26 protein-coding genes are annotated in these 23,514 nt (G+C 43.4%); 11 read left to right on the top strand and 15 right to left on the bottom strand.

What is annotated here, in order from left to right:
• Nucleotides 1-3: 3 nt before the first annotated feature.
• Nucleotides 4-576, bottom strand: coding sequence for a MerC domain-containing protein (locus tag ACT6R0_RS00455; protein WP_099076952.1), 573 nt, complete (start codon nt 574-576; stop codon nt 4-6).
• A 209-nt stretch (nt 577-785) separates the two neighbouring features.
• On the opposite strand from ACT6R0_RS00455, the gene ACT6R0_RS00450 reads away from it, so the two are divergent.
• Nucleotides 786-1,463, top strand: coding sequence for a DUF305 domain-containing protein (locus ACT6R0_RS00450; protein WP_099076949.1), 678 nt, complete (start codon nt 786-788; stop codon nt 1,461-1,463).
• Between the two features lie 90 nt (nt 1,464-1,553).
• On the opposite strand, the gene ACT6R0_RS00445 is transcribed toward ACT6R0_RS00450, so the two are convergent.
• The 11 genes from ACT6R0_RS00445 to ACT6R0_RS00395 form a co-directional block, all read right to left on the bottom strand.
• Nucleotides 1,554-2,177: a DUF305 domain-containing protein gene (locus tag ACT6R0_RS00445; RefSeq protein ID WP_099076950.1), complete on the bottom strand. Its 624-nt coding sequence runs from the start codon at nt 2,175-2,177 to the stop codon at nt 1,554-1,556.
• A gap of 10 nt (nt 2,178-2,187) precedes the next feature.
• Nucleotides 2,188-2,364, bottom strand: a complete 177-nt coding sequence (locus tag ACT6R0_RS00440) for a four-helix bundle copper-binding protein (RefSeq protein WP_444652299.1) — start codon at nt 2,362-2,364, stop codon at nt 2,188-2,190.
• A gap of 195 nt (nt 2,365-2,559) precedes the next feature.
• Nucleotides 2,560-5,082 carry a multicopper oxidase domain-containing protein gene (locus ACT6R0_RS00435; protein WP_444650290.1) on the bottom strand — a complete coding sequence of 841 codons (2,523 nt, stop codon included), beginning with the start codon at nt 5,080-5,082 and terminating at the stop codon, nt 2,560-2,562.
• 11 nt (nt 5,083-5,093) lie between these two features.
• The gene (locus ACT6R0_RS00430) at nt 5,094-7,589 is read right to left on the bottom strand and encodes a heavy metal translocating P-type ATPase (RefSeq protein ID WP_255004571.1); all 2,496 of its coding nucleotides are present in this window, start codon (nt 7,587-7,589) and stop codon (nt 5,094-5,096) included.
• A 23-nt stretch (nt 7,590-7,612) separates the two neighbouring features.
• Entirely contained in the window at nt 7,613-8,026 is a 414-nt protein-coding gene (locus ACT6R0_RS00425; protein ID WP_255004570.1) for a heme-binding domain-containing protein, read from the bottom strand.
• 55 nt (nt 8,027-8,081) lie between these two features.
• Nucleotides 8,082-8,705 (bottom strand): DUF3347 domain-containing protein, encoded by a 624-nt coding sequence (locus tag ACT6R0_RS00420; RefSeq protein ID WP_444650288.1) that lies wholly within the window; start codon nt 8,703-8,705, stop codon nt 8,082-8,084.
• 36 nt (nt 8,706-8,741) lie between these two features.
• A complete protein-coding gene (locus ACT6R0_RS00415; protein ID WP_444650286.1) occupies nt 8,742-9,521 on the bottom strand; it encodes a hypothetical protein in 780 nt (259 codons plus the stop codon).
• Between the two features lie 32 nt (nt 9,522-9,553).
• Nucleotides 9,554-10,078: a heavy-metal-associated domain-containing protein gene (locus tag ACT6R0_RS00410; RefSeq protein ID WP_444650284.1), complete on the bottom strand. Its 525-nt coding sequence runs from the start codon at nt 10,076-10,078 to the stop codon at nt 9,554-9,556.
• 1 nt (nt 10,079) lies between these two features.
• Nucleotides 10,080-10,559 (bottom strand): TlpA family protein disulfide reductase, encoded by a 480-nt coding sequence (locus ACT6R0_RS00405; RefSeq protein ID WP_444650282.1) that lies wholly within the window; start codon nt 10,557-10,559, stop codon nt 10,080-10,082.
• Nucleotide 10,560: 1 nt separating this feature from the next.
• Nucleotides 10,561-11,430, bottom strand: a complete 870-nt coding sequence (locus tag ACT6R0_RS00400; RefSeq protein ID WP_444650280.1) for a DUF3347 domain-containing protein — start codon at nt 11,428-11,430, stop codon at nt 10,561-10,563.
• Between the two features lie 125 nt (nt 11,431-11,555).
• A complete protein-coding gene (locus tag ACT6R0_RS00395; RefSeq protein ID WP_444667350.1) occupies nt 11,556-11,936 on the bottom strand; it encodes a hypothetical protein in 381 nt (126 codons plus the stop codon).
• A gap of 323 nt (nt 11,937-12,259) precedes the next feature.
• Between ACT6R0_RS00395 and ACT6R0_RS00390 the strand changes: the two genes are divergently transcribed.
• The 4 genes from ACT6R0_RS00390 (at nt 12,260) to ACT6R0_RS00375 (ending at nt 16,086) form a co-directional block, all read left to right on the top strand.
• Nucleotides 12,260-12,814 carry a helix-turn-helix domain-containing protein gene (locus tag ACT6R0_RS00390; protein WP_444650276.1) on the top strand — a complete coding sequence of 185 codons (555 nt, stop codon included), beginning with the start codon at nt 12,260-12,262 and terminating at the stop codon, nt 12,812-12,814.
• Nucleotides 12,815-12,847: 33 nt separating this feature from the next.
• On the top strand, nt 12,848-13,411 hold the full coding sequence (locus ACT6R0_RS00385; RefSeq protein WP_444650274.1) for a helix-turn-helix domain-containing protein: 564 nt from the start codon (nt 12,848-12,850) through the stop codon (nt 13,409-13,411).
• An 84-nt stretch (nt 13,412-13,495) separates the two neighbouring features.
• Nucleotides 13,496-15,745 (top strand): heavy metal translocating P-type ATPase, encoded by a 2,250-nt coding sequence (locus tag ACT6R0_RS00380; RefSeq protein ID WP_099084957.1) that lies wholly within the window; start codon nt 13,496-13,498, stop codon nt 15,743-15,745.
• A 128-nt stretch (nt 15,746-15,873) separates the two neighbouring features.
• Entirely contained in the window at nt 15,874-16,086 is a 213-nt protein-coding gene (locus ACT6R0_RS00375) for a heavy-metal-associated domain-containing protein (RefSeq protein WP_099077048.1), read from the top strand.
• 241 nt (nt 16,087-16,327) lie between these two features.
• Here ACT6R0_RS00375 and ACT6R0_RS00370 read toward each other — a convergent pair whose 3' ends face one another.
• Genes ACT6R0_RS00370 through ACT6R0_RS00360 form a run of 3 tightly spaced genes read right to left on the bottom strand, consistent with a single transcriptional unit; the run spans nt 16,328 to nt 18,120 of the window.
• Nucleotides 16,328-17,137 carry an ImmA/IrrE family metallo-endopeptidase gene (locus tag ACT6R0_RS00370; RefSeq protein WP_444650271.1) on the bottom strand — a complete coding sequence of 270 codons (810 nt, stop codon included), beginning with the start codon at nt 17,135-17,137 and terminating at the stop codon, nt 16,328-16,330.
• On the bottom strand, nt 17,124-17,528 hold the full coding sequence (locus tag ACT6R0_RS00365) for a hypothetical protein (protein WP_444650269.1): 405 nt from the start codon (nt 17,526-17,528) through the stop codon (nt 17,124-17,126). Before ACT6R0_RS00365 ends, ACT6R0_RS00370 begins: the two co-directional genes overlap by 14 nt.
• Nucleotides 17,518-18,120 carry a hypothetical protein gene (locus ACT6R0_RS00360; protein ID WP_444650268.1) on the bottom strand — a complete coding sequence of 201 codons (603 nt, stop codon included), beginning with the start codon at nt 18,118-18,120 and terminating at the stop codon, nt 17,518-17,520. The genes ACT6R0_RS00365 and ACT6R0_RS00360 overlap by 11 nt, the downstream gene beginning before the upstream one ends.
• A 109-nt stretch (nt 18,121-18,229) precedes the next feature.
• On the opposite strand from ACT6R0_RS00360, the gene ACT6R0_RS00355 reads away from it, so the two are divergent.
• Genes ACT6R0_RS00355 through ACT6R0_RS00330 form a run of 6 tightly spaced genes read left to right on the top strand, consistent with a single transcriptional unit; the run spans nt 18,230 to nt 23,456 of the window.
• Complete coding sequence (locus tag ACT6R0_RS00355) at nt 18,230-18,544, top strand: DUF3892 domain-containing protein (protein ID WP_444650266.1); 315 nt, start codon at nt 18,230-18,232, stop codon at nt 18,542-18,544.
• A gap of 6 nt (nt 18,545-18,550) precedes the next feature.
• Nucleotides 18,551-19,531 (top strand): nucleotidyltransferase, encoded by a 981-nt coding sequence (locus ACT6R0_RS00350; protein ID WP_444650264.1) that lies wholly within the window; start codon nt 18,551-18,553, stop codon nt 19,529-19,531.
• 2 nt (nt 19,532-19,533) lie between these two features.
• On the top strand, nt 19,534-21,195 hold the full coding sequence (locus tag ACT6R0_RS00345) for a ThiF family adenylyltransferase (RefSeq protein WP_444650262.1): 1,662 nt from the start codon (nt 19,534-19,536) through the stop codon (nt 21,193-21,195).
• 23 nt (nt 21,196-21,218) lie between these two features.
• On the top strand, nt 21,219-21,662 hold the full coding sequence (locus ACT6R0_RS00340) for a Mov34/MPN/PAD-1 family protein (RefSeq protein ID WP_444650260.1): 444 nt from the start codon (nt 21,219-21,221) through the stop codon (nt 21,660-21,662).
• Nucleotides 21,649-22,407, top strand: a complete 759-nt coding sequence (locus tag ACT6R0_RS00335; protein ID WP_444650258.1) for an NARF domain-containing protein — start codon at nt 21,649-21,651, stop codon at nt 22,405-22,407. The genes ACT6R0_RS00340 and ACT6R0_RS00335 overlap by 14 nt, the downstream gene beginning before the upstream one ends.
• A gap of 5 nt (nt 22,408-22,412) precedes the next feature.
• The gene (locus tag ACT6R0_RS00330; RefSeq protein ID WP_444658554.1) at nt 22,413-23,456 is read left to right on the top strand and encodes a hypothetical protein; all 1,044 of its coding nucleotides are present in this window, start codon (nt 22,413-22,415) and stop codon (nt 23,454-23,456) included.
• The last annotated feature ends 58 nt before the right edge of the window (nt 23,457-23,514 follow it).

The following is a 23,514-nucleotide window of genomic DNA, read 5'->3' as shown; positions in this document are numbered from 1 at the left end:
CGTTTATGAGCAGCAGCTATTTCCGCTTTGAATGGGCGGGCACGGCACAGAACCGTAACTGCAGTAGACGCAGCAGTCACCCTGCCTTGGTTTTATTGTTCCTTTACAATTTGTACATTGGTAGAAGAATGTGCAGGCATTATCCGGCATCAGCTCTTCCTTGCTGAAATGGCAATGCGGGCAAGTTATCGTGGACATCATGACAATAGCATCTCCTTTTCCATATAGCCTGTTACGGTAAAAATTCACTATAGCTGATGCCAACAGCACAAACATGCCTGCGTAAATAAAAAGCAATTCGTTGCTTAAATACCCATATAAAATAATGGCGGCTCCTGGCACACCCACCAATAAAGGATATAGGCATCGGTGCCTCCTGTAAGATAGGAATAACCCAATTAAAAAAATGCCTATAAGGCCGAGAAAAACCGGCATTGTCCAACTGCCTAGCAGCTCTACGCCTCCAAGGCCTAAGGCAGACGCGCCAAAAGCGAATAATGGAAAGCAGCATGGTGACAGCAATGCAGTTAGGAAAATAGCCCCAACTCCTATACGGTCAATCTTATAGTTTTTCATATCGTGAAATGATTTCAGCAAATATAATACTTTCATGCTTAATTATGTTTAATACGAGAATGTAATTATGTTTGAAAGGTAATTTCGTCTGGGTAAGATCCTGCTCGTAAACTTGCCGGGCATATTCAAATGTTAACGGTCTCTAAAGCCCGTAGGGTATGCGGAAGGCATTAATTATCTTTGATAGTTAACTTTAAACCTGTTATATTATGAAAAATAAAATTCTGGTAAGTGCGGCTGTTGCCGTGCTGCTGTTATGCGGCTGCAAAAACAAAACGGCAGAAGATGCCGATAATAAAGGTACCGCGACTGATACTGTACAACAAGCCACTTCTGATGTGACAAAAGCCGCAGAGGAGACCGGCGACCTGATGGCGGACATGAATAACATGATGGACAAGGTACACGCCTTGGAGAAAAAAGGAATTGCCGACTACGACCTTGCCGCCGAACTAAGAGAACACCACAAGGGCGCAATAGCAATGTCGCAAACGCAGCTGGATTCCGGTATGGATGCACAGCTCAAAGAGATGGCACAGAAGATAAAGGACGCGCAGCAAAAAGAAGTAGACCAAATCGACAAGATGCTTGACGGTTACGATGACAAAGCAAAGGACTATGACCCTATGAACACTGATAGTGGATTAGGCAAGGCCATGATGGATAACATGCAGGCTATGATGAAAATGCCGGAGATGGATGGGGGTTCGGTAGACAAGTCATTTGCAACGATGATGATCAAGCACCATCAGGATGGCATTAAGATGGGCAAGACAATACAGCGGTATGCAAAAGATACGAAATATAAACAGATGGCGCAGAAGATGATTTCAGACCAGCAAAAAGAAATTGAGGAACTGCAAAATTGGCTGGCTCAGCATAAATAAAAAATAGGTTATAGTGAAAAGCCCCTGCTGTGCAGGGGCTTTTTCGTTCAGGTGCAATGATGCACAGGTGGTCCGATACAGTCCCAATTGTTACCTTTTGTTAGCAATAAGCCAATTGCTCATTTCGATTATCTCCTGTGACTGCATCTCGACAATAGCAGTAGCCATTGCCATTAATTCAGTGTTGTTCCCATGGTGAAGATAGGATGATGCGCTGTCTATCGCAGCCTGGTGGTGGATGATCATAAGGCTGGCAAAATCATTGTCAATATCACCGGTGATCATCTGCTGGTCAGCCATAGCGTCCATTTTATCCATCCCCATCATCTGCTCCTCCATAAATTCCATATCCATATCATCAACCGCTAGCCCCGAAAGGATAGCCTGAAGCTCCTGTATCTCCTGCTGCTGTTCGGTAATTATAGCCTGCGCCATGGACTTCATCGCTGCATTGCTGCCTTCCTGCAGCTCCAGGTTAGCCATAGCGATCGCTCCTTGATGGTGCATGATCATCATTGCGGCAAAATCCACATCCGGGTCATGGGTCATTTCCATGGCTGCCATTGCGTCCATCATGCCATGCATGGTGTCCATCATCTTGTTGTCATCATGGGCCTGTAATTGCACTCCATCATTGGCTGCGCTGTCATCATCGGAACATGAAACCATGAATGACAGGGCAGCGGCTGTTATTAAAACGATTGTTCTTTTCATAATTTTCGGTTTAGTTGTTTGTAATCATATTGTTGCACGCATCGGCGCATGCCCTGCAGGCTTCTGCGCATTGCGCGCAGTGCTCCATCCCCATCGCAGCATGTTTTTCGCATTCCTCGGCGCATGCATTGCATACCTCAGCACATAAGCGGCAAAGCTCAATGCTGTAATCACTTCCCAGGCTCATCATTTCTGCAGCTGCCCTGCAGATAGCCGCACACTCCAGATCCAGTTTGATGCACCTAGCGAGATGCTTTACCTGGTCTTCACTTAAACACTCTGTTGCGCAATGATTGCACGCGACCGCACAGGCCAGGCAGGCTCTGATACAGTCCATAAATCTTTGATGTGACATAGTATATAAATTTAAAATTAATACTTTTTAATAGGTGAAGGCAAGGCCGCCACCAAGACCCATATCACTGTCGTAGTGTGCTGACAGTGACCAGAATTTGGTCAGGATGTACCTGCTTCCAACGCTATACTCGTAATCGGTATTCCACATCCCCCACAGCCTGAGCCTCGAGGTGACCGGGATATCATCCCTTGTGAACTGAAGCCTAACCCTGCCTTCATGGTCGACCCTCAAATCGCTTTCTACAAACCACGGCAGCACATATATTAATCCCAGGCACGCTACTGCCCTTTGGTCCTGCGTGTTGATCTGCCCGAAGAGGTTTTTCTCGGCATCGCTGGCATCACGGTACCTGAAATCAAAACCTACATAAGCGGACAGGAATTGCATCTTGTCGAGATACCGCCCTATGTGCGCTTCGGTCTCATAACCTGCTTCATTGTTGTAACCGAGCCTCCATTCCAGGTCCGCAAAATTGCGTGTGCCGTCAAGGCGAAGCTCTCCATCGCTGCCGTTGCTTTCAAGGCCGATGTCTGCTGAAAAGTAGTAGCGCCTGTCATCAGCGTATACCTTCCCCAATGCTTCCTCCTGATCGGGTAGCTGCGGGTTAGGGGGCGAATCCTCGTAGGTAAAGATCCTTCCCATCCCGGACATCATATGGTAAAGGATGTGGCAGTGGAAAAACCAGTCGCCGTATTTTGCATCGGCGTGGAATTCGATGGTATCAGTTTCCATCGGCATAACATCGATAACATTCTTTAAGGGAGAGTAATCACCATGCTGGTTTACCACCCTGAAGTAATGCCCATGCAGGTGCATCGGGTGGCGCATCATGGAGTTATTGGTCATTACGATGCGGATATTCTCCCCTTGTTTTATCAGTATTTTGTCGGTCTCTGATACTACTTTGTCATCAATGGTCCATACGTAGCGGTTCATATTGCCTGTCAGCTCGAAATGGATGGTACGTACCGGGCCCTCTGGTAATGTTGTTTTCTTGGGCGATTTAAGCATATTGTAGTTTAGGGTAACGATTTCGCTGCCTGCACCGCTATGTGCACTGTGGTCCATACCTGCGTCCATTCCCATATCCATAGTCCCGGCATCTGCTGATCCGCCAGTTATCTCAGGGTACATTACCGCGTTCATGTCCATGGTTTGCAGGCTCATATCCATACCCATATCCTTCATTTTGCCGCCTACCGTCATCATGTCGTTCATCATTTTCATGCCTTCAAAGTAGTTCAGGCGCGCAAGTGGCTGCTCGAGCTGCTTTATGCCCTGCCCAAGCCAAAGCGAGGCCTGCCCTGTCCTGTCTTCGGCAGTAGCGACAAATTCAAAGGCCCGTTTGTCGTCAGGGATAGTCACTATAACGTCGTAAGTCTCGGATGTGCCGACAATAAGCCGGTCTACCTCAACAGGCTCGACCTCTTCGCCATCGCTGGCAACAACGGTGATCTTCCCCCCCGAATAGGTAAGCCAGAAATATGATGAAGCGCCACCGTTAATGACCCGGAGCCGGACTTTATCACCTGCGTTGAATTGCGGGGCGTGGTCTTCATTCTTCCCGTTTATCAGGAACCTTTCATAGTAGACATCGCTTACATCCATCGCGTGCATCCGCTTCCACTCGTTGGTAAACTTTGTGGCCAGCTTGCCCTCCTTTGCGGCTTCCAGATAGTTTTGTGTAGCGCCTTTTTGGATGCCATACCAGTCATTGGCCTTGTGCAGTGAGCGCTCTATATCGTGGGGGTCCTGATCGGTCCAGTCACTGATAAGGACAGTATATTCCGGAGCTTGCGGCACATCCCTCTTATGGATGATAAAGGCCCCGTACATGCCCACCTGTTCCTGGAGCATCGTATGGGAATGGTACCAATAGGTACCTGACTGTATTAGCGGGAATGTGAATACATGGGTCGACATGGCCTTAATGGGAGCAGTGGTCAGGTACGGGACGCCATCCTGCTCGTTAGGAAGCAGCAGCCCGTGCCAATGCACGGAGGTCTCATGGTGCATCTTGTTATGGACATAGATCACTGCGGTATCCCCTTCAGTGAAATGGAGCTCAGGCCCCGGGATGGTGCCGTTGATGGCAATTCCTTCCACGGCCTTGCCTGTATAATTTACAATAGTATCGGTTATATATAAGTCGTAACGCACCGCCTTTGCCCTGGTCTTTGGCGCGCTTTTAGGCGCAGGCGTTGCGGCGGGCACCGACTCCTGCGCGTGGCTCTGATGCTGTATTTCGTTAGCTGTTGTGTTTGGCTCTTTCTTTACCTGCTCTTTTTTTGCGGGAGTCGTCTTTTGGGCCGCTTTCTTTTTTGCTGGCTTTGCTTTTTCTTTTACCAGGGCCATACCGCATTTAGGGCATTTGCCCGGCTTAGCCGAATGCACCTCAGGATGCATCGGGCAGGTGTAGGTGGCCGCAGTGGCTTTTGATGCTTCAGTAGTTTTTGGCGCTGTATGGCCGGAATGCTGCGCCTGCACCAATTCAGGGATAAAGGACAGCAGAAGTGCCAGTATAAGATGTTTTAGGTGTTTTTTCATAATCGTATCTTTTAAATATTCCTTATTCTTAGGGAATTAAGTATAACAGAAACAGAGCTAAGGCTCATGGCCCCTGCCGCTATCATCGGTGAGAGCAGGATGCCGAATGAGGGATACAGCACCCCTGCGGCTACCGGTATGCCGATAATATTATATATGAAGGCCAGGAAGAGGTTCTGTCGGATGTTGGCCATTACCTTATGGCTCAGGTCCACGGCCTTGACGATACCCTGCAGGTCACCCTTCAGAAGGGTAACCCCTGCACTTTCTATGGCCACATCTGTGCCTGTGCCCATTGCAATACCAATATCAGCCTGTGCCAGGGCCGGCGCATCATTGATACCGTCCCCTGCCATGGCAACCACTTTGCCCTGCGACTGCAATTTTTTTATCTCCTCCAGCTTATCCTGTGGCAGGGCCTCTGCCCTGAAATGCTGTAGCCCCAATTGCGCAGCTACCGCTTTGGCAGTCGCTGCGTTATCCCCCGTAAGCATTATAACGTCAATACCTTTGGCCTGAAGGGCTTTGATGGCATCCGCGCTTGTCGCCTTAATAGCATCGCTGATCGTAATATAGCCAATGATGCTTTTGCCGCGGCTGAGGTAGGACACCGTCTTTCCTTTTGCCTGTTCAAGGGATACCTCATCAGCAAGGGCAGCCGGGATTGCAGCCCCTACAGATTCCATAAGCCCCTTATTGCCCAGTGCAGCCTTTTGCCCTGCTACTACCCCGGTAACGCCTTTGCCTGTAACAGCTTCGAAATCTTCAGCCTTTTCAGGTGCAATGCCTTTGATTTTGGCAAAATCCAGGACCGCCTTAGCCAGCGGATGCTCGCTGTACTGGTTCAGTGAGCTGATTAATGTTATGATCTCACTTTCCTGTATTCCATCTATCGGCACAACGCTTTCCACTGAAGGCTTGCCTTCGGTAATGGTGCCTGTCTTATCGGTAATGAGCACATCAAGCTTTGCCATTTTTTCAATAGCTTCAGCATTTTTTATGAGCACCCCTTGCTGGGCTCCCTTGCCCACACCTACCATTATTGACATAGGTGTCGCCAGCCCCAGTGCGCAGGGGCAGGCAATTATCAGTACTGCAAGCGCATTGGCAAATGCAAAAATATAAGCAGGCTGCGGGCCGTATAGGGCCCAGACCGCAAATGTAATGACAGCTATTGCTATTACAGCAGGCACAAAATAGCCCGATACCTTATCAGCAAGCTTCTGGATCGGCGCGCGCGAGCGGCTTGCCGAATTGACCATTTCGATGATCTGCGCCAGCAAGGTCTCTTCGCCGACCCTCTCGGCAGACATCAGGAATGTTTTTGTGCCGTTGATCGTTCCTGCACTCACCTTATCGCCCTGTTGCTTGGTAACGGGAATTGGCTCGCCGGTGATCATGGACTCATCAACGCTGCCTGAGCCTTCAGCGATGGTGCCGTCTACAGGTATCTTGTCTCCTGGCTTTACCCGCAGGATATCTCCTTTTACGATTTCATTGATGTGTATGACGGTATCCCTGCCGTCTTTTACCAGCACAGCTTCTGTTGGGGAAAGCTTTAAAAGTTCCCGTATTGCGCCACTGGTGCGGCTGTGGGCCTTCGCTTCAAGCAGCTGCCCTAAAAGCACAAGGGTAAGGATTACAGTAACTGCCTCGAAATAGAGGTGGACGCCCCCATGGTGGCTGCGGAACTGTTCAGGAAAAACCCCCGGGAACAAAAGCCCGATGATACTGAAGATAAAAGCGGCCGCTGCGCCCAGCCCAATAAGGCTGAACATATTGAGCCGCAGGGTCGCAAAAGAAACCCAGGCTCTTTGAAAGAACATCCACGTAGCATAAAAAACAACAGGCAATGAAAAGGCAAACTGGGTCCAGTTGGACACGTCCTGCCCCAGGGCGCGCCCGATAGGGTTTCCGGGAATCATTTCCCCCATGGCAAGGACAAAGATCGGCAGGGTAAAGCCAACGGCTACCCAAAACTTCCTGCGCAGCACTTTATACGCTTGTTGCTGGTCATCGCCATCCGGTGCCAGTGGCACAAGGTCCATTCCACAGATAGGGCACGCGCCCGGGGCGTCTTTTACGATCTCGGGATGCATCGGGCAGGTATATTGCCGCGCTGTATTTTGCAGCTGCGGTACCTTCTCCAGGTTCATCCCGCAGACCGGGCAACTGCCGGGCCGGTCATAGGTTTTTTCGCCTTCGCAATGCATTGGGCAGTAATATCTGGCGCCGCTGACAGGAGCCTGCGGCGTGTGGTGATCCACATGATGCGCATGGTTTTTAGTGCCCATAGTTTGCCCCTGCATAGAAATACGGTAATCACCCGCAGTGCTTAATGCCTCCTGGAGCTTTTCCGTGGGGATGTGGCGATCCATAGTGATTTCAGCCACAGGCGGATCCAGGGACACCATAGCTGTGACTCCGTCTACGGAATTAAGAGCCTTTTCAACTGCATTTCTGCAACCCTCGCAGCTCATTCCATGAATTTCATACGTATGCTTCATAACCCAAAGATTTAAGTTAATAATTATTCCACCGACAGGCTGTCCTGCAGAGCCTGCACCCATTGCGTCAACACTTGCACTTCTTCTTCTGTAAGCCTGGCATCCCTATGCAACAGAGCGTACGATTCGGGAGGCATACTGCCTGCCTTTACCTGCCCTGCCACGGATTCAAGCTTGCTGGCCTGCCTTCGCTTGGAATAGGTGCCGAAAGTGCTGAAATTTAATTCTTCCTTTCCCTCTGAGATGTGCCTCTCCAGCCACCATCCCACGGGCTGGACATAGGAATACCAAGGGTAATCCGTCGTGTTGCTGTGGCAATCGTAGCAGGAGCGCTCAAGGATTCCTGCTACCTGGCCGGGTATCTTATAGACAGCCTCAATGCTCTGAGGCTCCTCTTCAGTCGCCCCTGCACCCTGCTTTGGCTGGTAGCACTGCATGAGTATAAACAGAATTAGCAGGGCAGTCGGAGCTTTACCAGGCCGCCAACCCACGCTAAAACTCTTTTTTTATCGAACCGCAGCTAAGCATCTCTTCACCGTAATAAGGGTTCCTGATGTCCCTGCCTGCACTGAGCCAGACTGCTCCCTTACCCCCGTTGTACATAGGGCAATGGGCTTGGTACAGTTTGGTCTCTGATCCAAAGGCTGTCACTAAATCGCTCATATCCTTACTCAGAACTGCCATGTGCTCCCGTTGGTGCGCGATGTCCGAGGCATTGTGGCTGATATGTTCGGCATGTTCTTTCGCATCTGCTATAATATCAAGGTAATCCTCGCGCTTTTTATCCTCCACCGTTTTTGGGTCAATCTTATTAAATTCATTAAGTAGCGTCTTTCCTGCGCCGGCAGCACCCTTTGCGTCATCACGCGCCAAAGCGTCCTGAAGCTTCAGGTAGGCCCCTATGACGCCTTTTGTCGAAAAAGAGGCTGTGTTTGCTTCAGCTGTCGGGGAATCCGCACTTCCCGTGCTGTCTTGTGCTGCAGCAGCAGCTTCAGGGGCAGTGCTGATTTCGTTTGGCTGCGCATCTGGAGCGCTTTCGCTGGTAATACTTTCTTTTTTGCCGCAGGAAATCGTTAATAGCGATATTGCCAGCAGGCTGTATATTGTATGTTTCATTGCTTTCATGATTAATTTATTATATGTCCAAAGCTGTTAGTTTGTCACGTTAAAAAATGTATATTCCAGTTTCAGGTAAATTCCATTTGGGGCCGAGCGCAGCATCGAGCTGTACAATTCCTGCTTGTAAGCCAGGTCGACCCTCGCCTGGCTGTTTATGATGAACTGGACAGAAGGCACAACATCCATGTAAGACCTGCCGTTCTCAGCCAGGGTCTGCCCAAGCAATTCAACCATCAGGTTGATATTGGTCTGCTTATAGCTGGTATAGGTCTTCGGGTACATGAGCCTGCCCAGCGACAGCGAATAGTTGATGGCAGTACTGGCCTGTCCCGCAGGAAAATCATAATCGGGCCGGTTATCAAAAGCCTTTTCGTAGCTCACAGTGGAGCTGATTGCCAGTTTTTTGATCAGCTTAGTCGCAATGATGCCGGCTTCGACACCCGTATTGTGCCCCATAGTCTCAATCTCTTCCTGGTGGATATCGGCATTGTTAACGCTGTAGCGCCCAAAGGCTGCCATCCTGAAATGGCTTTGCAGGTCATCGCTTGAGAGGAACCTGTATTTGGCATACAGCCCGCCACCTTCAGCCACAAGGTCCGTATTCCGGTTGCTTATGTAGGCTGTGGCCCTTACCATCCAGCTTTTATTAATACCCCATGTAAGCTCGGGCATCATGTGGTAGTTATATCCTGATTCATATTGCTCCTTCATCAGGGACTGCCCGATCCGTGCACTTACGGAGCCTGCCGGCACATTGCTGGCGGGTTCGGTCATCACAAACAATTCCTGGGCACTGGCGTAGTAGCCTCCCATTAGCAAACATAGTATCGTTAGCTTCCTCATTCTTAAATCACCTTCACATGAAAATCACCTTCGTTCTCAACACTATAAGTTGGGTATTTCGAGTATGATTTCTGCAGTTTCTTATATTCCTTTTGGGTTACATAGCCCTTGTCCTGTATCTTTAGCCTGGTTTGCCCGTTCAATACTTTTTCCTTAGAATCGACAAACACGAGTGTTGCGCCCTGCGCCTCTACCGCGGCATTATCTTTTGGCACAACCTGGTCCAGGCTGAGGGTAATCACCATCGACCCTACAAAGAATCCTGCCTTTTCCACGCTGTTCTTCAGTGTCGCCGGCGTGATTGTGTTGTCTGGCTTAAGAATGACCGTGAACGTATTGGTGTTAAGGTCAGTCTCTACCTTTTCTACCCCATCGATTGACTTCAGCTGCTTGTTAATGGCATTCGAGCACATAGAACAGGTCAGGCCCGTTGCCACAATTTCCGCTTTTTGGATTTGCCCATAAACGGTAGCTGCAGGCAGAAATACCGCAAAAGTTAACAGCAGCATTTGATATATAGTTTTCATATTATTTAGCTTTATTGATTTCATTAATGATCTGTTGTTCTGAAGGATTTATGGCGATGAGTGTGCCTGAAGCATCGAAGAGATAGCTCGCTGGCATATTCTCAACACCGAAGGTTACAGCCGATTTGGCGTCGAAGCCCGCAGGGTCATTCACCTGCACATACGCGATCTTATCTTTTTTTATGGCATCACGCCATTTTGCCTTGTCTTTATCAAGGGAAACCCCCACGATCTCAAAGCCCTGCTTTTTGTACTTGCTGTAGAGCTTTACCAATTTCTTATTGGCAACCCTGCAGGGGCCGCACCACGATGCCCAAAAATCAATCAGGGTAACCTGGCCCTTAAAAGACGTAAGGTCTATGGCCTGGCCCTCGCTGGATGTAAGGGTGAGCTTTGGAAGTGAAACACCAGTCCTTAGCTGCGCCGCAGCAGGGATGCAAAGCATGCTCATCAGCATGATCAGTACCAGATTTAGTCTCATCTTATTCAATGGTTTCAATGTTTTTACCGCAGGTAAGCATCTGTGAGCCGTAATACGGGTTTTTGATCGCCTTTTCCTCACTTAGCCAGTTTGCGCCTTTGCCGTCATTGAACATTGGGCAATTGTTATAGTATACTGGCTGTGGCAGGTCAGCCGCCTTGGCCAGCGGGTATAGATTCTCTGATAATGTTGAGAAAAGCTGTCGCTGCTTCTTCAGGTCCTGTGACCTGGCAATACCCGCAGCATCGCTTGAAAGTCTTTCTTTAGCTTTCATCCAGGCTGTATGCTCTTCGGCCTGAAGGGAAGCCATATTCACACTTTCAATTGTTTTCTCAAGCGCTCCGGCAAGGGAAGCTGCTTGCTTGGCATCCGATTTTACAAGCGCCTGTTGCAGCCTGAAATAATTTGTCATTACAGGAGCAAGAGCTGTCGGCTGCGCATCAGCGGCTGTACTGGCATTATGTCCTGCATGTTCGGAACCGTCCATAGGATGGGCGCCATTAGTGCCCGCTTTATCTTCAACAGCGGCACTGCCTACACGCTCGTACTGGCAGCAGCCATGAAGGTTGTTGTAAGCCTCCTCGGGAGCGAGGAACTTTTCATTATCGTAGCCGGCAAGGGCAATACGTTTCAGTACCTGGTCAGCAGTGGTTTTTTGGGGATCATAGGTGATGGTCGCAACCTGTTTATCCTTATCCCATTCTACCTGGGATTCTTTTTTTACAGTACCCGCTTTCTCGATGGTGGCCTCACACATACCGCAATTGCCGGAGACCTTTGCCGTTATAGTTTCTGCATTTTTTATCTGTGCATGCAATTGGAATGATGCCAATACAAATGCTGGCACCACAAGCTTTCTAAGTAAACTCATGACTTAATATGATTTTGAAATAATAGACAATAGGGTGCAGCATTCTTTGCCTGGTGCGTATGCAAATGCAAAGCAATACAACAGCTGTCCCGAAAGGACGCACTTATGGCTGTTACAAAATGGGTCTAGCTTATTTTTGGCGGTAGCCGGAGGGAATCTATTGCAGATTTAAAAAATGTTTCGGTGTATCCGAATAAGACATTTTCGTAAGAATACTCTATAAATGCATGCTTATATTCCTCTGTTGGGAAGATCGCGAATGCAAAGCCGGAAGAAGACGGGCAGTTGCAAGAGGAATGCCCGCATTTGCCGTCGCAGTCCTTATGGCCCTTGCCGCATGGCGCAGTTTCCTTATTCTCTTTCTCGCAGCATTCTTTGCCACAGGATTTTGCAGAAGCTTCTTTATGATGGCCTCTATCCTTTTGCCCACAGGCAAAAGCAATACCGGGGCTCATTAACAGGCCCAGGGTCATCAGTAATATAAAATGAAACTTCTTCAATCGCATGAATTTGATTTACAAAATTAAAGAAAAATGCAATACACTCTTCCTCACTTTGTTAAAATGTTGTTATTTCTTATAGCGACCACATCTGCTGGGCGCCTTCTACGGGGCAAAGATAGTGAAGGGGTATGTAGCGCCGCTTATAGAATTTTGGATATAATGTATATAATTTTGGGATTGACGGGGTTAAGAGCCTGTCGATTATTCCAAAAAATTATAATTCTTTTCCATAATTCTGCAAGCCCTTTCATATTGGTTTTATGACCTTTGCAAATTGTAGCTTCAATATTTGAAGTTGCTTTAATCACTGATAATCTTATTGATTCATGAAGATTTATATTAAGAACATGGTTTGTTCGCGTTGCATCATGCTGGTAAAAAGTGAAATGGACAGGCTGAAGATTGGTACCATGTCGATAGCTTTGGGAGAAGTGGAGACAGTGGCCGGCGTGCCGGAAAAAGAAATGGAGAAACTGGCCGTTGCACTTCAGTCCCTTGGGTTTGAACTCTATGATGATAAAAAGACGAAGCTTGTAGAAAAGATAAAGCAACAGATAAACGAGCTGTTAGATGCCAGGGAGTTTGACCATAGCATCAGTATATCTCAATACCTGTCCTCAACTATGCATCAGGACTACAGTGCCATCAGCAGCTTATTTTCTTATTTTGAAGATAGTACTATTGAGCAATACTATATTTCCCAAAAAATTGAGAGGGTGAAGGAAAATATAGTCTACACTGATTTAAGTCTTAGTGACATAGCCCGCAAATTGGGCTATAGCAGTATAGCCCATCTAAGCAGCCAATTTAAAAAAGTAACGGGGTTGACCCCGTCCTACTACAAGGCTCTCAGGGAAGATAAAAAGCAATATAAAGCATAAGCTCTGACACCTTTGAGCATCTGTATATCTGATATGGAATTACACATTAAAAATATGGTCTGTCCGCGCTGCATCATTACGGTAGAGAAACTACTGGAGACGCTGCAGCTTGATTATGCAGGCGTAGCCCTTGGTGCAATAAACTTAAAACAGGAATTATCCGCCGCACAGCTGCAGGCACTGGACCAAAAGCTAAGCGGCTACGGTTTCAGCATAATTACAAAACCAAATGAAGTACTGGTTGAAAAAGTAAAAAATTGCATAATCTCGATCATCCATAATCAGAAGGGTATACAAATCAAAGAAAACTTTTCCGGCCTGATACGTGCGGCAACCGGGACAGATTATAGTGCAACCAGCATATTGTTTTCTGCCTCAGAGGGGGTAACAATCGAGAAGTACATAATATTACAACGCATTGAGCGGGCCAAGGAGCTGCTAACTTATAATGATCTCACCCTTGGAGAAATTGCAAATGTGCTGGGCTATAGCAGTCCCCAACACCTTTCGGCACAATTCCGTAAGATTACTGGTCTGACGGCGACGGCATTCAGAAAGACCGGCGCAGACCACAGGGTTTGCCTCGATAGCTTTTAGTACTATAATTCCATACTTTTTATCAATAATTATGAAAGCATTGCAGTTATCGGCATGATAACTTTGCTCCATAATATTCTTGATATGATAATTGATACGGAAAATAATATTCAGCCAAACACATCTAACTTAAGGGATACCTATGCGGTTTTGGGCATGAGCTGCGCAGCCTGTGCTGTAAGTGTTGAGGATATCCTCAAAAAGAATCCCGAAGTTATTAACGCCGGGGTAAACTATGCTACTCAATCGGCCTGGATTGAGTACAGGCAGGGCACAAAGCCTGAGCAATTTCAGAATTTGCTGCGCGCTGTTGGCTACGACCTCATTATTGATGCTGAAGACCCCGAACAGGTGCAGGAAGATGCACAGCGGAACGAGTATAAGAAATTAAAGAGAAGGACTATCTTGGCCAGCCTTCTTTCATTTCCCGTTGTAATTTTAGGCATGTTTTTTATGGACATGCCTTACGGCAACTGGATAATGATGCTCTTTTCTGCACCCGTTGTTTTTTATATTGGAAGCCCCTTTTTTATAACCGCATACCGTCTGGCGAAGCACCGGAAAGCCAATATGGACACACTTGTGGCATTAAGTACAGGCATCGCTTTTACATATAGCGCGTTTAATACTATTTACCCTGAATACTGGCATCGTAATGGGCTGCATGCCCATGTATACTTTGAGGCGGCCGCTGTCGTGATTGCTTTTATTTCCTTAGGCAAGCTCCTTGAAGAAAAAGCAAAATCAAAGACATCATCTGCTATAAAAAAACTTATTGGCTTGCAACCCAAGACAATTAAGATACTAATTGATGGCCAGGAAGTTGAAATACCAATAGCACAGGTTTCCGCAGGACAGGACATTGTTGTAAAGCCCGGTGAAAAGATAGCAGTGGATGGCGAGATTACAGAGGGAGAATCCTACATTGACGAAAGTATGATCACCGGCGAGCCGGTTCCTGTATCAAAAGCACCAGGAGACAAGGTGTACGCCGGCACAATCAATCAGAAAGGGAGTTTTATTTTTAGGGCTGAAAAGGTTGGTAGTGATACTATACTCGCCCAGATTATTAAAATGGTCCAGCAGGCACAAGGAAGCAAGGCCCCGGTCCAGAAAACGGTTGATAAGATAGCTGGCATCTTTGTACCTGTAGTTATTGGAGTTGCCATAGTAACATTCTTTGCATGGATGCTCCTGAGCCATGAAAACGCCTTTAATCATGCTTTACAGGCCGCAGTAACGGTTTTAGTAATTGCGTGCCCCTGTGCGTTGGGTCTTGCCACTCCCACAGCCATTATGGTCGCGGTGGGTAAAGGGGCGGAAAACAACATCCTGGTCAGGGATGCGGAAAGCCTCGAAACACTACATAAAGTGAATGCCGTTATACTGGACAAGACAGGAACCATTACAACCGGAAAGCCTGCCGTAACTGCCATGAAATGGATATCTAAAACTCACGATAACGCGATTAACAGGGGTATTATTAAAGCGATCGAAGCACGGTCGGAACATCCCCTTGCAGGAGCTGTGGTGAAGTTTATGGAGAATCATACTTTGTCAATGCCTGTTATATCCCAATTTGAAAGTCTCACAGGAAAGGGCGTGATGGCCGAAGTTCAGGGTAATAGATATTATATCGGCAGCAAAAAGCTTCTAAGTGAGCTAAACATTACTTTAGAGGAAGAACTCCTTGAGGATGTACAGCTGTGGCAAAATCAGGCTCGGACAGTGATTTATTTTTTTAACGTGCACCAGGTACTGGCCGCCCTCGCCATTGAAGATGCCGTGAAAAAAACATCTGCCTATGCAATTGCACGGCTTCAGGCATCGAATATAGAAGTTTACATGCTGACAGGTGATAACCAGCAGACGGCCAAAGCAGTCGCGGATTTGGTACAGATAAAAAACTATCGTGCAGAAGTGATGCCAGCTGACAAAGCAGCTTTTGTCAGGGAGCTCCAATTGCGGGGAAAAAAAGTGGCTATGGTAGGAGATGGCATTAATGACAGCCAGGCGCTCGCGCAGGCCGATGTCAGCATAGCAATGGGTACCGGATCAGACATTGCCATGGATGTAGCAAAAATGACCCTGATAACGTCAGACCTTAACAGTATTCCTAAAGCAATAGACCTTTCGCGTAAAACAGTAATTACCATCAGGCAAAATTTATTCTGGGCATTCATCTACAATATTATAGGCATCCCTTTAGCCGCAGGCGCCTTATACTGGTTTAATGGTTTCCTACTGGACCCCATGATTGCCGGTGCAGCAATGGCATGCAGTTCTGTTTCAGTTGTGCTCAACAGCCTTCGGCTCATGAAAGCAAAGCTATAATTATAAGGGGTTGGAGCCATGCAACCACGATACTCACTTTCGTAGCCAATGCCAAACGAACATTATAATCACTATGCGAAGAATGGACAATATTAAATAACGTTTTAACACTAAAATTTTATATATATATGGAAACACTAAAATTTAAAACAAACATTAACTGCGGGGGTTGCCTGGCCAAAGTCACGCCGAAGCTAAATGAACAGGCGGGTGAAAATTGCTGGAGTGTTGATACCGACAATCCCGATAAGATACTGTCGGTCTCTGCTGAAGTAGCGGAGCAGGACAAAATAATTGCCGCTGTCAACGCAGTAGGTTTTAGAGCAGAAAGAATAGCATAAATAATAACCCGCAATTGCGGGTTTTCTTTTAGTTAAACCATAAAAATAATATCGGCGATGTGGGAGGGGAACAGAGTCGAACTATAATTTGGGAAGCCGCTCTATTTCTGGCTTTCGTACAACCTTGGATCAATCTGCCATGATTTTGCCACATATTTGAAATAGCCTTACCGGTAAACTATGGCTTATGGTCGGAAGGTTGAATAAGGAATTATTTGAATTATTACAAAAGTCAAGCTGCTTATTCTTCCCATACCACTGAAATTATAGTTTGATATTGTTTTGTTGGAATGCAATATTCAAAAAAATCGCTGTCGTCTTCGTCATCTTTCAATTCGAACCAAGTTGATTTATCTATTGTCTGAGCTTTATCTTTACCTGTGTAAAGATATTCATAGCCCGCTTCAACGTATTCTTCAGCTACTGAGTTTTGTGGCGGTGGAAGTTTTGTTATATTTTGTACCCTTACCCAAAAATTGTTCGATTTACTCCAATACCTAACCATTCCCCCGCTGATAAATACAACGAATAAAGGATAAATATCTAATGCAACTAGTCTATATATAATTGATGTCAGACTTGTTTTGAAACGTGCGGATAAATGCTTAACCAAATCCGGAGAAAATTTTTTTTTGAAAATTTCTTTTCTAATTAATGCTTCGGGCATTAGTAATTCCGCTGCAAAATCATTTGCTTCCCATTCTTGAATTCCTTTCTTGGCTTGCTGTTCGGCAGAATTGAACCAGTTTAATGAGTTAGAAGTTTCGTTATGTACCTCGAGGTCAAGCTTACTATGCAAAAGATAATGGCCGACCTCGTGAGCAATTGTGAAGCGGCGTCTTTCCTCGAATTGAATATCCAAATTTACTTTTATTAAAGTTTTGGTATTTCCCCTAATAATTTTACCATCAGAATTAGGAAGAGATTCTTCTATTAATGTTGCTCCAAGTCCAGCAACAAATATGTCCATTGGTATATCGGTAATTTCATCAAAACCTATTTCCTCAAGTAATGCTTTAGCTTTATTAGAACCTTTTTTATTTTTGATCATTTTCCAATTGCTCTAATAACTCTAATAAATTTTGATCTTTGATAATTTCCTTGATTTCATCAATCCCAAGATTTTCAAGATTTCGATATTGAACCTGAAATTGATTATTTGCAATTAGACCTTTTAGATAGCTGATTGGTCTATCAATATTTTTTTCAATTGCATTCTGCAGCATAACTGATGCTTTTTCTAATAAGATTGAATCTTTCTTCTTATTAATTATTCCCTTAAGCAAAAACGAATGCTTCTTGAAGTTCTTTTGAGCGTAATTTTCAATATCATTGATATTATGACCTTGCTGCATAAGAATTTCATCGTACGTACCAGAATCTCCCTCAATCAATTGCGAGATAATAGCTTCGTCTATTTTTTTTATGAAGTTATTTTTCATAATTCAAAACTTTCAATTTTTCCTTGATAAAAGGTAGTTTGCGATCTAAGCGCTTTTTAATATTTGTTAGTTCTTCATTGCTGATGCCGAGCAACTCAGATAAGTCCTTTCGCTTCATACCATTAATTATATAAGGCTCGAATAGCAACAACTCTTCGTCTGTAGCACCCATTGAAGTCAATTCGTCATGACACACTGATAACAAAGACTGATAGTCGGAGTCGTCAAAAGACATCTCGGAATCATTATCTAAAATCTCAAACGTATCCTTTACTTTTTCAAGTTCGGCACTTAATGTATTAGAAATCACACTGTCTAACGCACTGATCACTTGCTTTCGGAAATCAGGGTGTTTCTCGATATACCATTGACGGCCTCCTTCTTTTAAGAAAGCTTCCATAGTATCATTTATCATATCCTCCACCATAATGCCCCTGAAACCTTTTTCAGGATTGTACTTAATTTTAAAAACTGTCCAAAGCCTCACCACAGCATGCTTGAATAAGTCGGTGTAGAATCCAGGAGTGTACACGTCCTGAATTGCCCGGCAAATCTCATCAAAGGATGCAATATTTCTATTATTAGGCTCCATTTATATAGTAATGCTTAAATTTTTAAAAAAATTTCCATAGCAGTGGCAATTTATTAAATTTTTATAGCATTACAATGTATACAAGGTGATTAACTTCAAAAATAAAAGAATGAGCAAGTCAGCAAATTATGTAATATCAGGTGTATGGAAAGATTCTAGTGATAATATTACACATGTAATGTTGCATCCTGTAAATGATGGTGATACATGGACAATGGGAGAGAAAACGTCAGAAAGCAGGGCAATAACTTTATTGAAAAACGGTAACATCATCCGAACGATTGTCTGGGGATATCCTGGATGGGGTATTAAATCAAAGGTTACGTATGTCACAAGAAGCGGTAAAGAATTCTTAAGAAGTGATGCAAATGCCACAACAAAAGACAATTTAGATAATTTAATATCAATGAAAGCAATTAAATAACTTATTATGAATAAAACTACGCATTTAGATTCGGTGATAAAAACTCACCAAATATCAAAAGAGGAATCGCTATTAAGTAAGCACAAAGAAAAGAACACAGAAGTGAAAGAAGCTTTACAGAAGAATTATGGTGACAAGATGTACAGTCCATTCAACTCAGGTTCTTATGCCAAAAACACGGCAATGAATCTGAAATTTGATTTCGATATGGTTGCTCCTTTTAAAAGGAATGCTTTTGGCTCTAACGGTACCTTAAAGGAAATGTATGAGGACGTATATGATTTTCTGTATGAAAAATACAAGGATGTAGCAGAAGTACGAAAACAAAAAGTTTCCATCGGCATTGAGTTCAATGCTGATGACGATGGCGATATTGTGAAAATCGACGTTGTGCCAGGCAGGGAATTGAATCAGGATAAATATGATGAAACTGAAGACCTGAATCTTTATGTTTACAATAAATACGGAACTATTGACGCCGGAAGTGAGCGCATCAAAACCAATGTAAAGGCCCAGATAAATAATATTAAAAATAGGGCCGAGAAGGAAAAGGATTCCATCAGGAAGATTATCCGTCTGCTAAAGGTCTGGAAGAACACAAAACTAAGCTCGCCGGCAAAGTCCTTTTTCCTGGAATTGATTACAATTAAGGCTTTTGACAGCAAAGTTATATCAGGGAATTTATGGGATAAGCTGGAAAGTGTTTTGGAATATATCCGTGATGAAGTAACCAAAGAGGCATTTACATTAAAAGACCCGGGGAACACTAATAACGACCTTATAGATACTTTAACTTCATACGACAGGCAGAATCTGTCTGCCGATATGAAACTGATTTTAGACCGTATTGAGGATAATGATGAGAATATTAAAACTTATTTTCCAGAAAACCAAAAGTTTGTTGAGGAAGAAGAACATGAGAATAAGTATGACAATAAAGGCAACGGGTTTTATTCTGCCCCACCTAAAACTGAACGTTTCGGATAATTATGGAAGACAGGCTAAGTAAAGTTCAACGCATTATCAGCGATCTCGAAAAGGTTCTTATTGAAGAGCCTTTTGTTGTTGACCAGGATTTAAATGCAGTTGGAAAGGTCAAGGTGATTTATAATGAAAATGGAGATACTTTGAGCTTTACTGTAAAAGTTCTTCCTGAATATCCTCTTAAAAGATTAAACGCGGAAGCTATTACTTTTTATAATGAAGAATTAATAGAATATGGGCATGTGATGGGCGACGGGTCAATCTGCATTCACACTTCACATAGCTTTGACGTAAAAAAGAAACTGGAAATAGACTTTGCCTCATTAAAGAGATGGATTCAGCGATATTTTGTGAATAAGGAGCAGGATGACCATTATGAGCATATCATCATGCAGCCGGTAAAATTTAAAGAGGAGCATCACTCATTTATTTTTACTGATATTGAGCATACATTCCGAGCTGGTGACTTTGGATTTTTTGACTTTACTCAAATTCATTCAGGGATATTTTACGATACAAAAATAAACAACCGTATCATCTTGAATTTCAAGAACAAGCACAACAAAGTAATAGCAGGTGCAAAGTGGAGTTCTACTTATACTCATTTGCCTCCAGCTAGTATTGGATTTGGCTTATACATATATGTTGAACAGCCTCCAGTAGTTCAAAGCCGTTTTATCATAAGCAACTGGAGCGACCTGGAAGATAAAGTTCCCACGGAATTCTTTGTCTTCCTGCATGGATTGCAGCGAAATAATCAAAAATCGAACGGAGTACCGATTCCATTAATAATTGGATATAAAATTTCTGAAGATGAAATACATTGGCAAGCTACAATGCTGGAATTTGGTAAATTTCCGATAGGACACGAAAAGGTAAATCAGAAATGGGAAGGTTTCTTCATTGACCAGAAAATTGACTGGATGATGACAAGAAACAGCTCTTATAAATATTTTTTTGGAAGAGGAAAATTCACAAGTAAAATAAGTGATGCTAAGACTTTGATAATCGGAACTGGCGCGATAGGCAGCATGGTTGCAACGACTTTAGTACGAGGTGGGTGCCAAAATATTGACTTACTTGATTTTGATGTTAAAGAGCCAGAAAATGTGTGTAGATCGGAATATGCTTTCTCTAATGGAATCACTAATAAAGTGGACGAGCTTAAAGAAATACTCACATCAATTTCGCCATTTGTAGAAGTGCGGGCTATGGATAGTCAATTTTTTCATTTACATACCAAAATTTTCAACAGTGCCCGAGATTTAAAAAGCTTGCAGAATGCGCTGAGCGGATATGATCTAATTTTGGATTGTTCTACCGACAACGACTTAATGCATATTTTAGGCCAGGTATCGCACAACCAATTAATGACTTTATCAATTACAAATAATGCACAGGCATTAGTGTGTGGCGCAGAGCCCAATCACTATACTTGGGTAATGAATCAATTTGAAAATGTACTGCAAAATGACATTCAGGATGTTTACAATCCGACAGGATGCTGGAGCCCGACATTTAAGGCTTCCTATAATGATATCTCCGTTTTAGTACAATATGCGTTGAAACATATTAATGTCAAGTTAAGACAGGGAACACAGTTAAGAAATTTTGTGATAGAAACAGATGAAACGAATGGATTTCATGCAAAATTAGTTGAGTTTTGATATACAAAAATGAAAGTACAGGGTTGACATTAGAGATTAGTGATCTGCTCTTGAAGGAAATTATTGATGTTGGTATTCAGCATTGTCCGAATGAGTTCGGTGGATTCCTAATCGGATTTTATTCAGAAGACAGCAAGCAGCTAAACATTACTGATATAATCCTACCTAAAAAGTATAAGGCAACACCCTACTTATTTGAAAGAGATACTATAGGGGTCAATGAGAGATTACGGAGGTTTTTTAAGGGAGAGCCGAAGAAATATTATGTGGGAGAGTGGCATACACATCCGCAGAACTCCCCTATTCCCAGTTCGACTGATTACAATGCTATGGTTGCCATAAGTAACCATAAGAATGTTGCGATTAAAAATCCCTTGCTTCTAATTGTAGGCTATCAAAATAAATTGGTCGAGTTAGGATTTTATGTTATGTTTAAAAATAAATTGTGTCGATATGAAAAAATTTAGAGCTTATGTCTTGGTTTGCATGTTCCTTTTACAGAGTAATTATTTGATATCTCAAAATCAGACAAGTACAACTTCAACTGATATTGAAAAAAGATTAAGTAATCTTGAAAATTACAAAGAGAACATAGATAATGTTTCGAAAATAGAAGTACAAGCAGCTAAAGAAGATTTAAAAAAAGAGTTTGATTCCGATTATGAAACTGTCAGAAATTTGCTAGCACTGATATTGGGTATCGGACTTCCTGCCACTTTATATACTGTATATATGATGTTTTGGGGATTTAATAAGAAAATGAAAAACTTAATCAACGAAAAAATTGAAACAATCGTAGAGCACAAGAGAGAAGAAATCATAAAATTAATTAACAATCAGGAGTTTGAGAAGAATTTAAAAAATAATAAAAAGCTGCTTGTAATCAGTGAAAATGAAGATGCCCAAGAAGAGATTAAAAGGATGATGTCAAATTTCAAGTTTAAAAATTTGACATTTAGGATAAATAAAACTTTTCAAAATATGCCGGAACACGATTTAGTTATTTTTAATAATTGTGATGATAGTTTAACACAACAAGATATAAATGAGTTTATAAATAGCGTTACTGATGAGGATACTTATTTCGTTGCATATACTTCGAAACAGCTTGACAGAAATCCGAGGCTAAATTTCGCAAATTCAAAATTCACCCTATATCACAATATCCTTACAACATTAAGCTTTGTGGAAACTTTAAAACAAGATGAATAATGACTATGAATAAATCCATAAAATACGGAACAGGCGGAGCATTACTATTTGGAACTGGAAATGCCTTACTTTATGCAATAAATCAAATAGATTCAAACGAGGAGTTTGATTGGAGCAAGTTTTTTGAAGCCTTTGCAAAAGGTGCTGCAGTTGGTGGTGCTACAGGATTTTCATTCGGGGTATTTCGAGATATAAAAATGACTGCCGTTTTACAGAAGACTGCCGGTCTTTCGGGATATTTGAATCATAAGCTTAGGGCCTGTGAAGATGTATCTTCTAAAGATACGTTAAAGAAAGCTAATAAGTTGCGTGAGCAGCTACATAAAAGATTTCGTACGCAGCTTGTTGAATATCCCAGTTTGCACGGGTCAGCTGTAAAGGGACTTTCAATAGAAGGATCAGATATAGATGTTCAGGTTGCTTTTAAGCAGAATTCTGGCACAATTGCAAACGTTTATGACATGGTAAATGATTTTTGTGCTGAGGAATTTGAAGATAGGTCACTTACATCTGTAAGATCACAAAAGCATTCCGTAGGATTATCTTTTAAGGTTGCCGATAAAGACCATAGGATTGACGTGGTGCCTCTTAGACAAGTAAATAATGGGAGTGGGGACACTTATTTATTTGTTGGCAACAGCAGTTTTTTTGGCACGCCGACTTATAAAAAGACAAATCCTAAAAAGCAATTAGCCGCATTCAAGTTTACAATCAAACAAAAAAAAATAATCAAATTATTAAAGGTATGGAAAATTGAAAATCGGATAAGCATCAAATCAATGCATCTGGAATATTTAGTTCATAAAGCTTTTAATAGTACTAAAATGCCAGTTGGTATTGACAAATGCCTACTTGAAGTAATCAACTATATTGGTAATAACATTACAACTTTAAGGTTTGTAGATCCAGGGAATTCAAACAATATAATTTCTAATACTCTGACTGAACTCCAGAAAGTCAACATACGAGATTACTGTTTTGAAATGTTAGATAACATTTATAAGGACGAGAGGAATATTATGGATTATTTTGCTGTAGACATAAAATAATTTTTCGATTCCTTTGCTAGGAATTGGTCAGGTTTGAAGTGTAACGGGTGAGGAAAGG

The sequence above is a fragment of the Flavobacterium sp. genome (genome assembly GCF_052437795.1).
Lineage (GTDB): Bacteria > Bacteroidota > Bacteroidia > Flavobacteriales > Flavobacteriaceae > Flavobacterium.
This window is presented reverse-complemented; position numbering and strand designations above follow the sequence as displayed.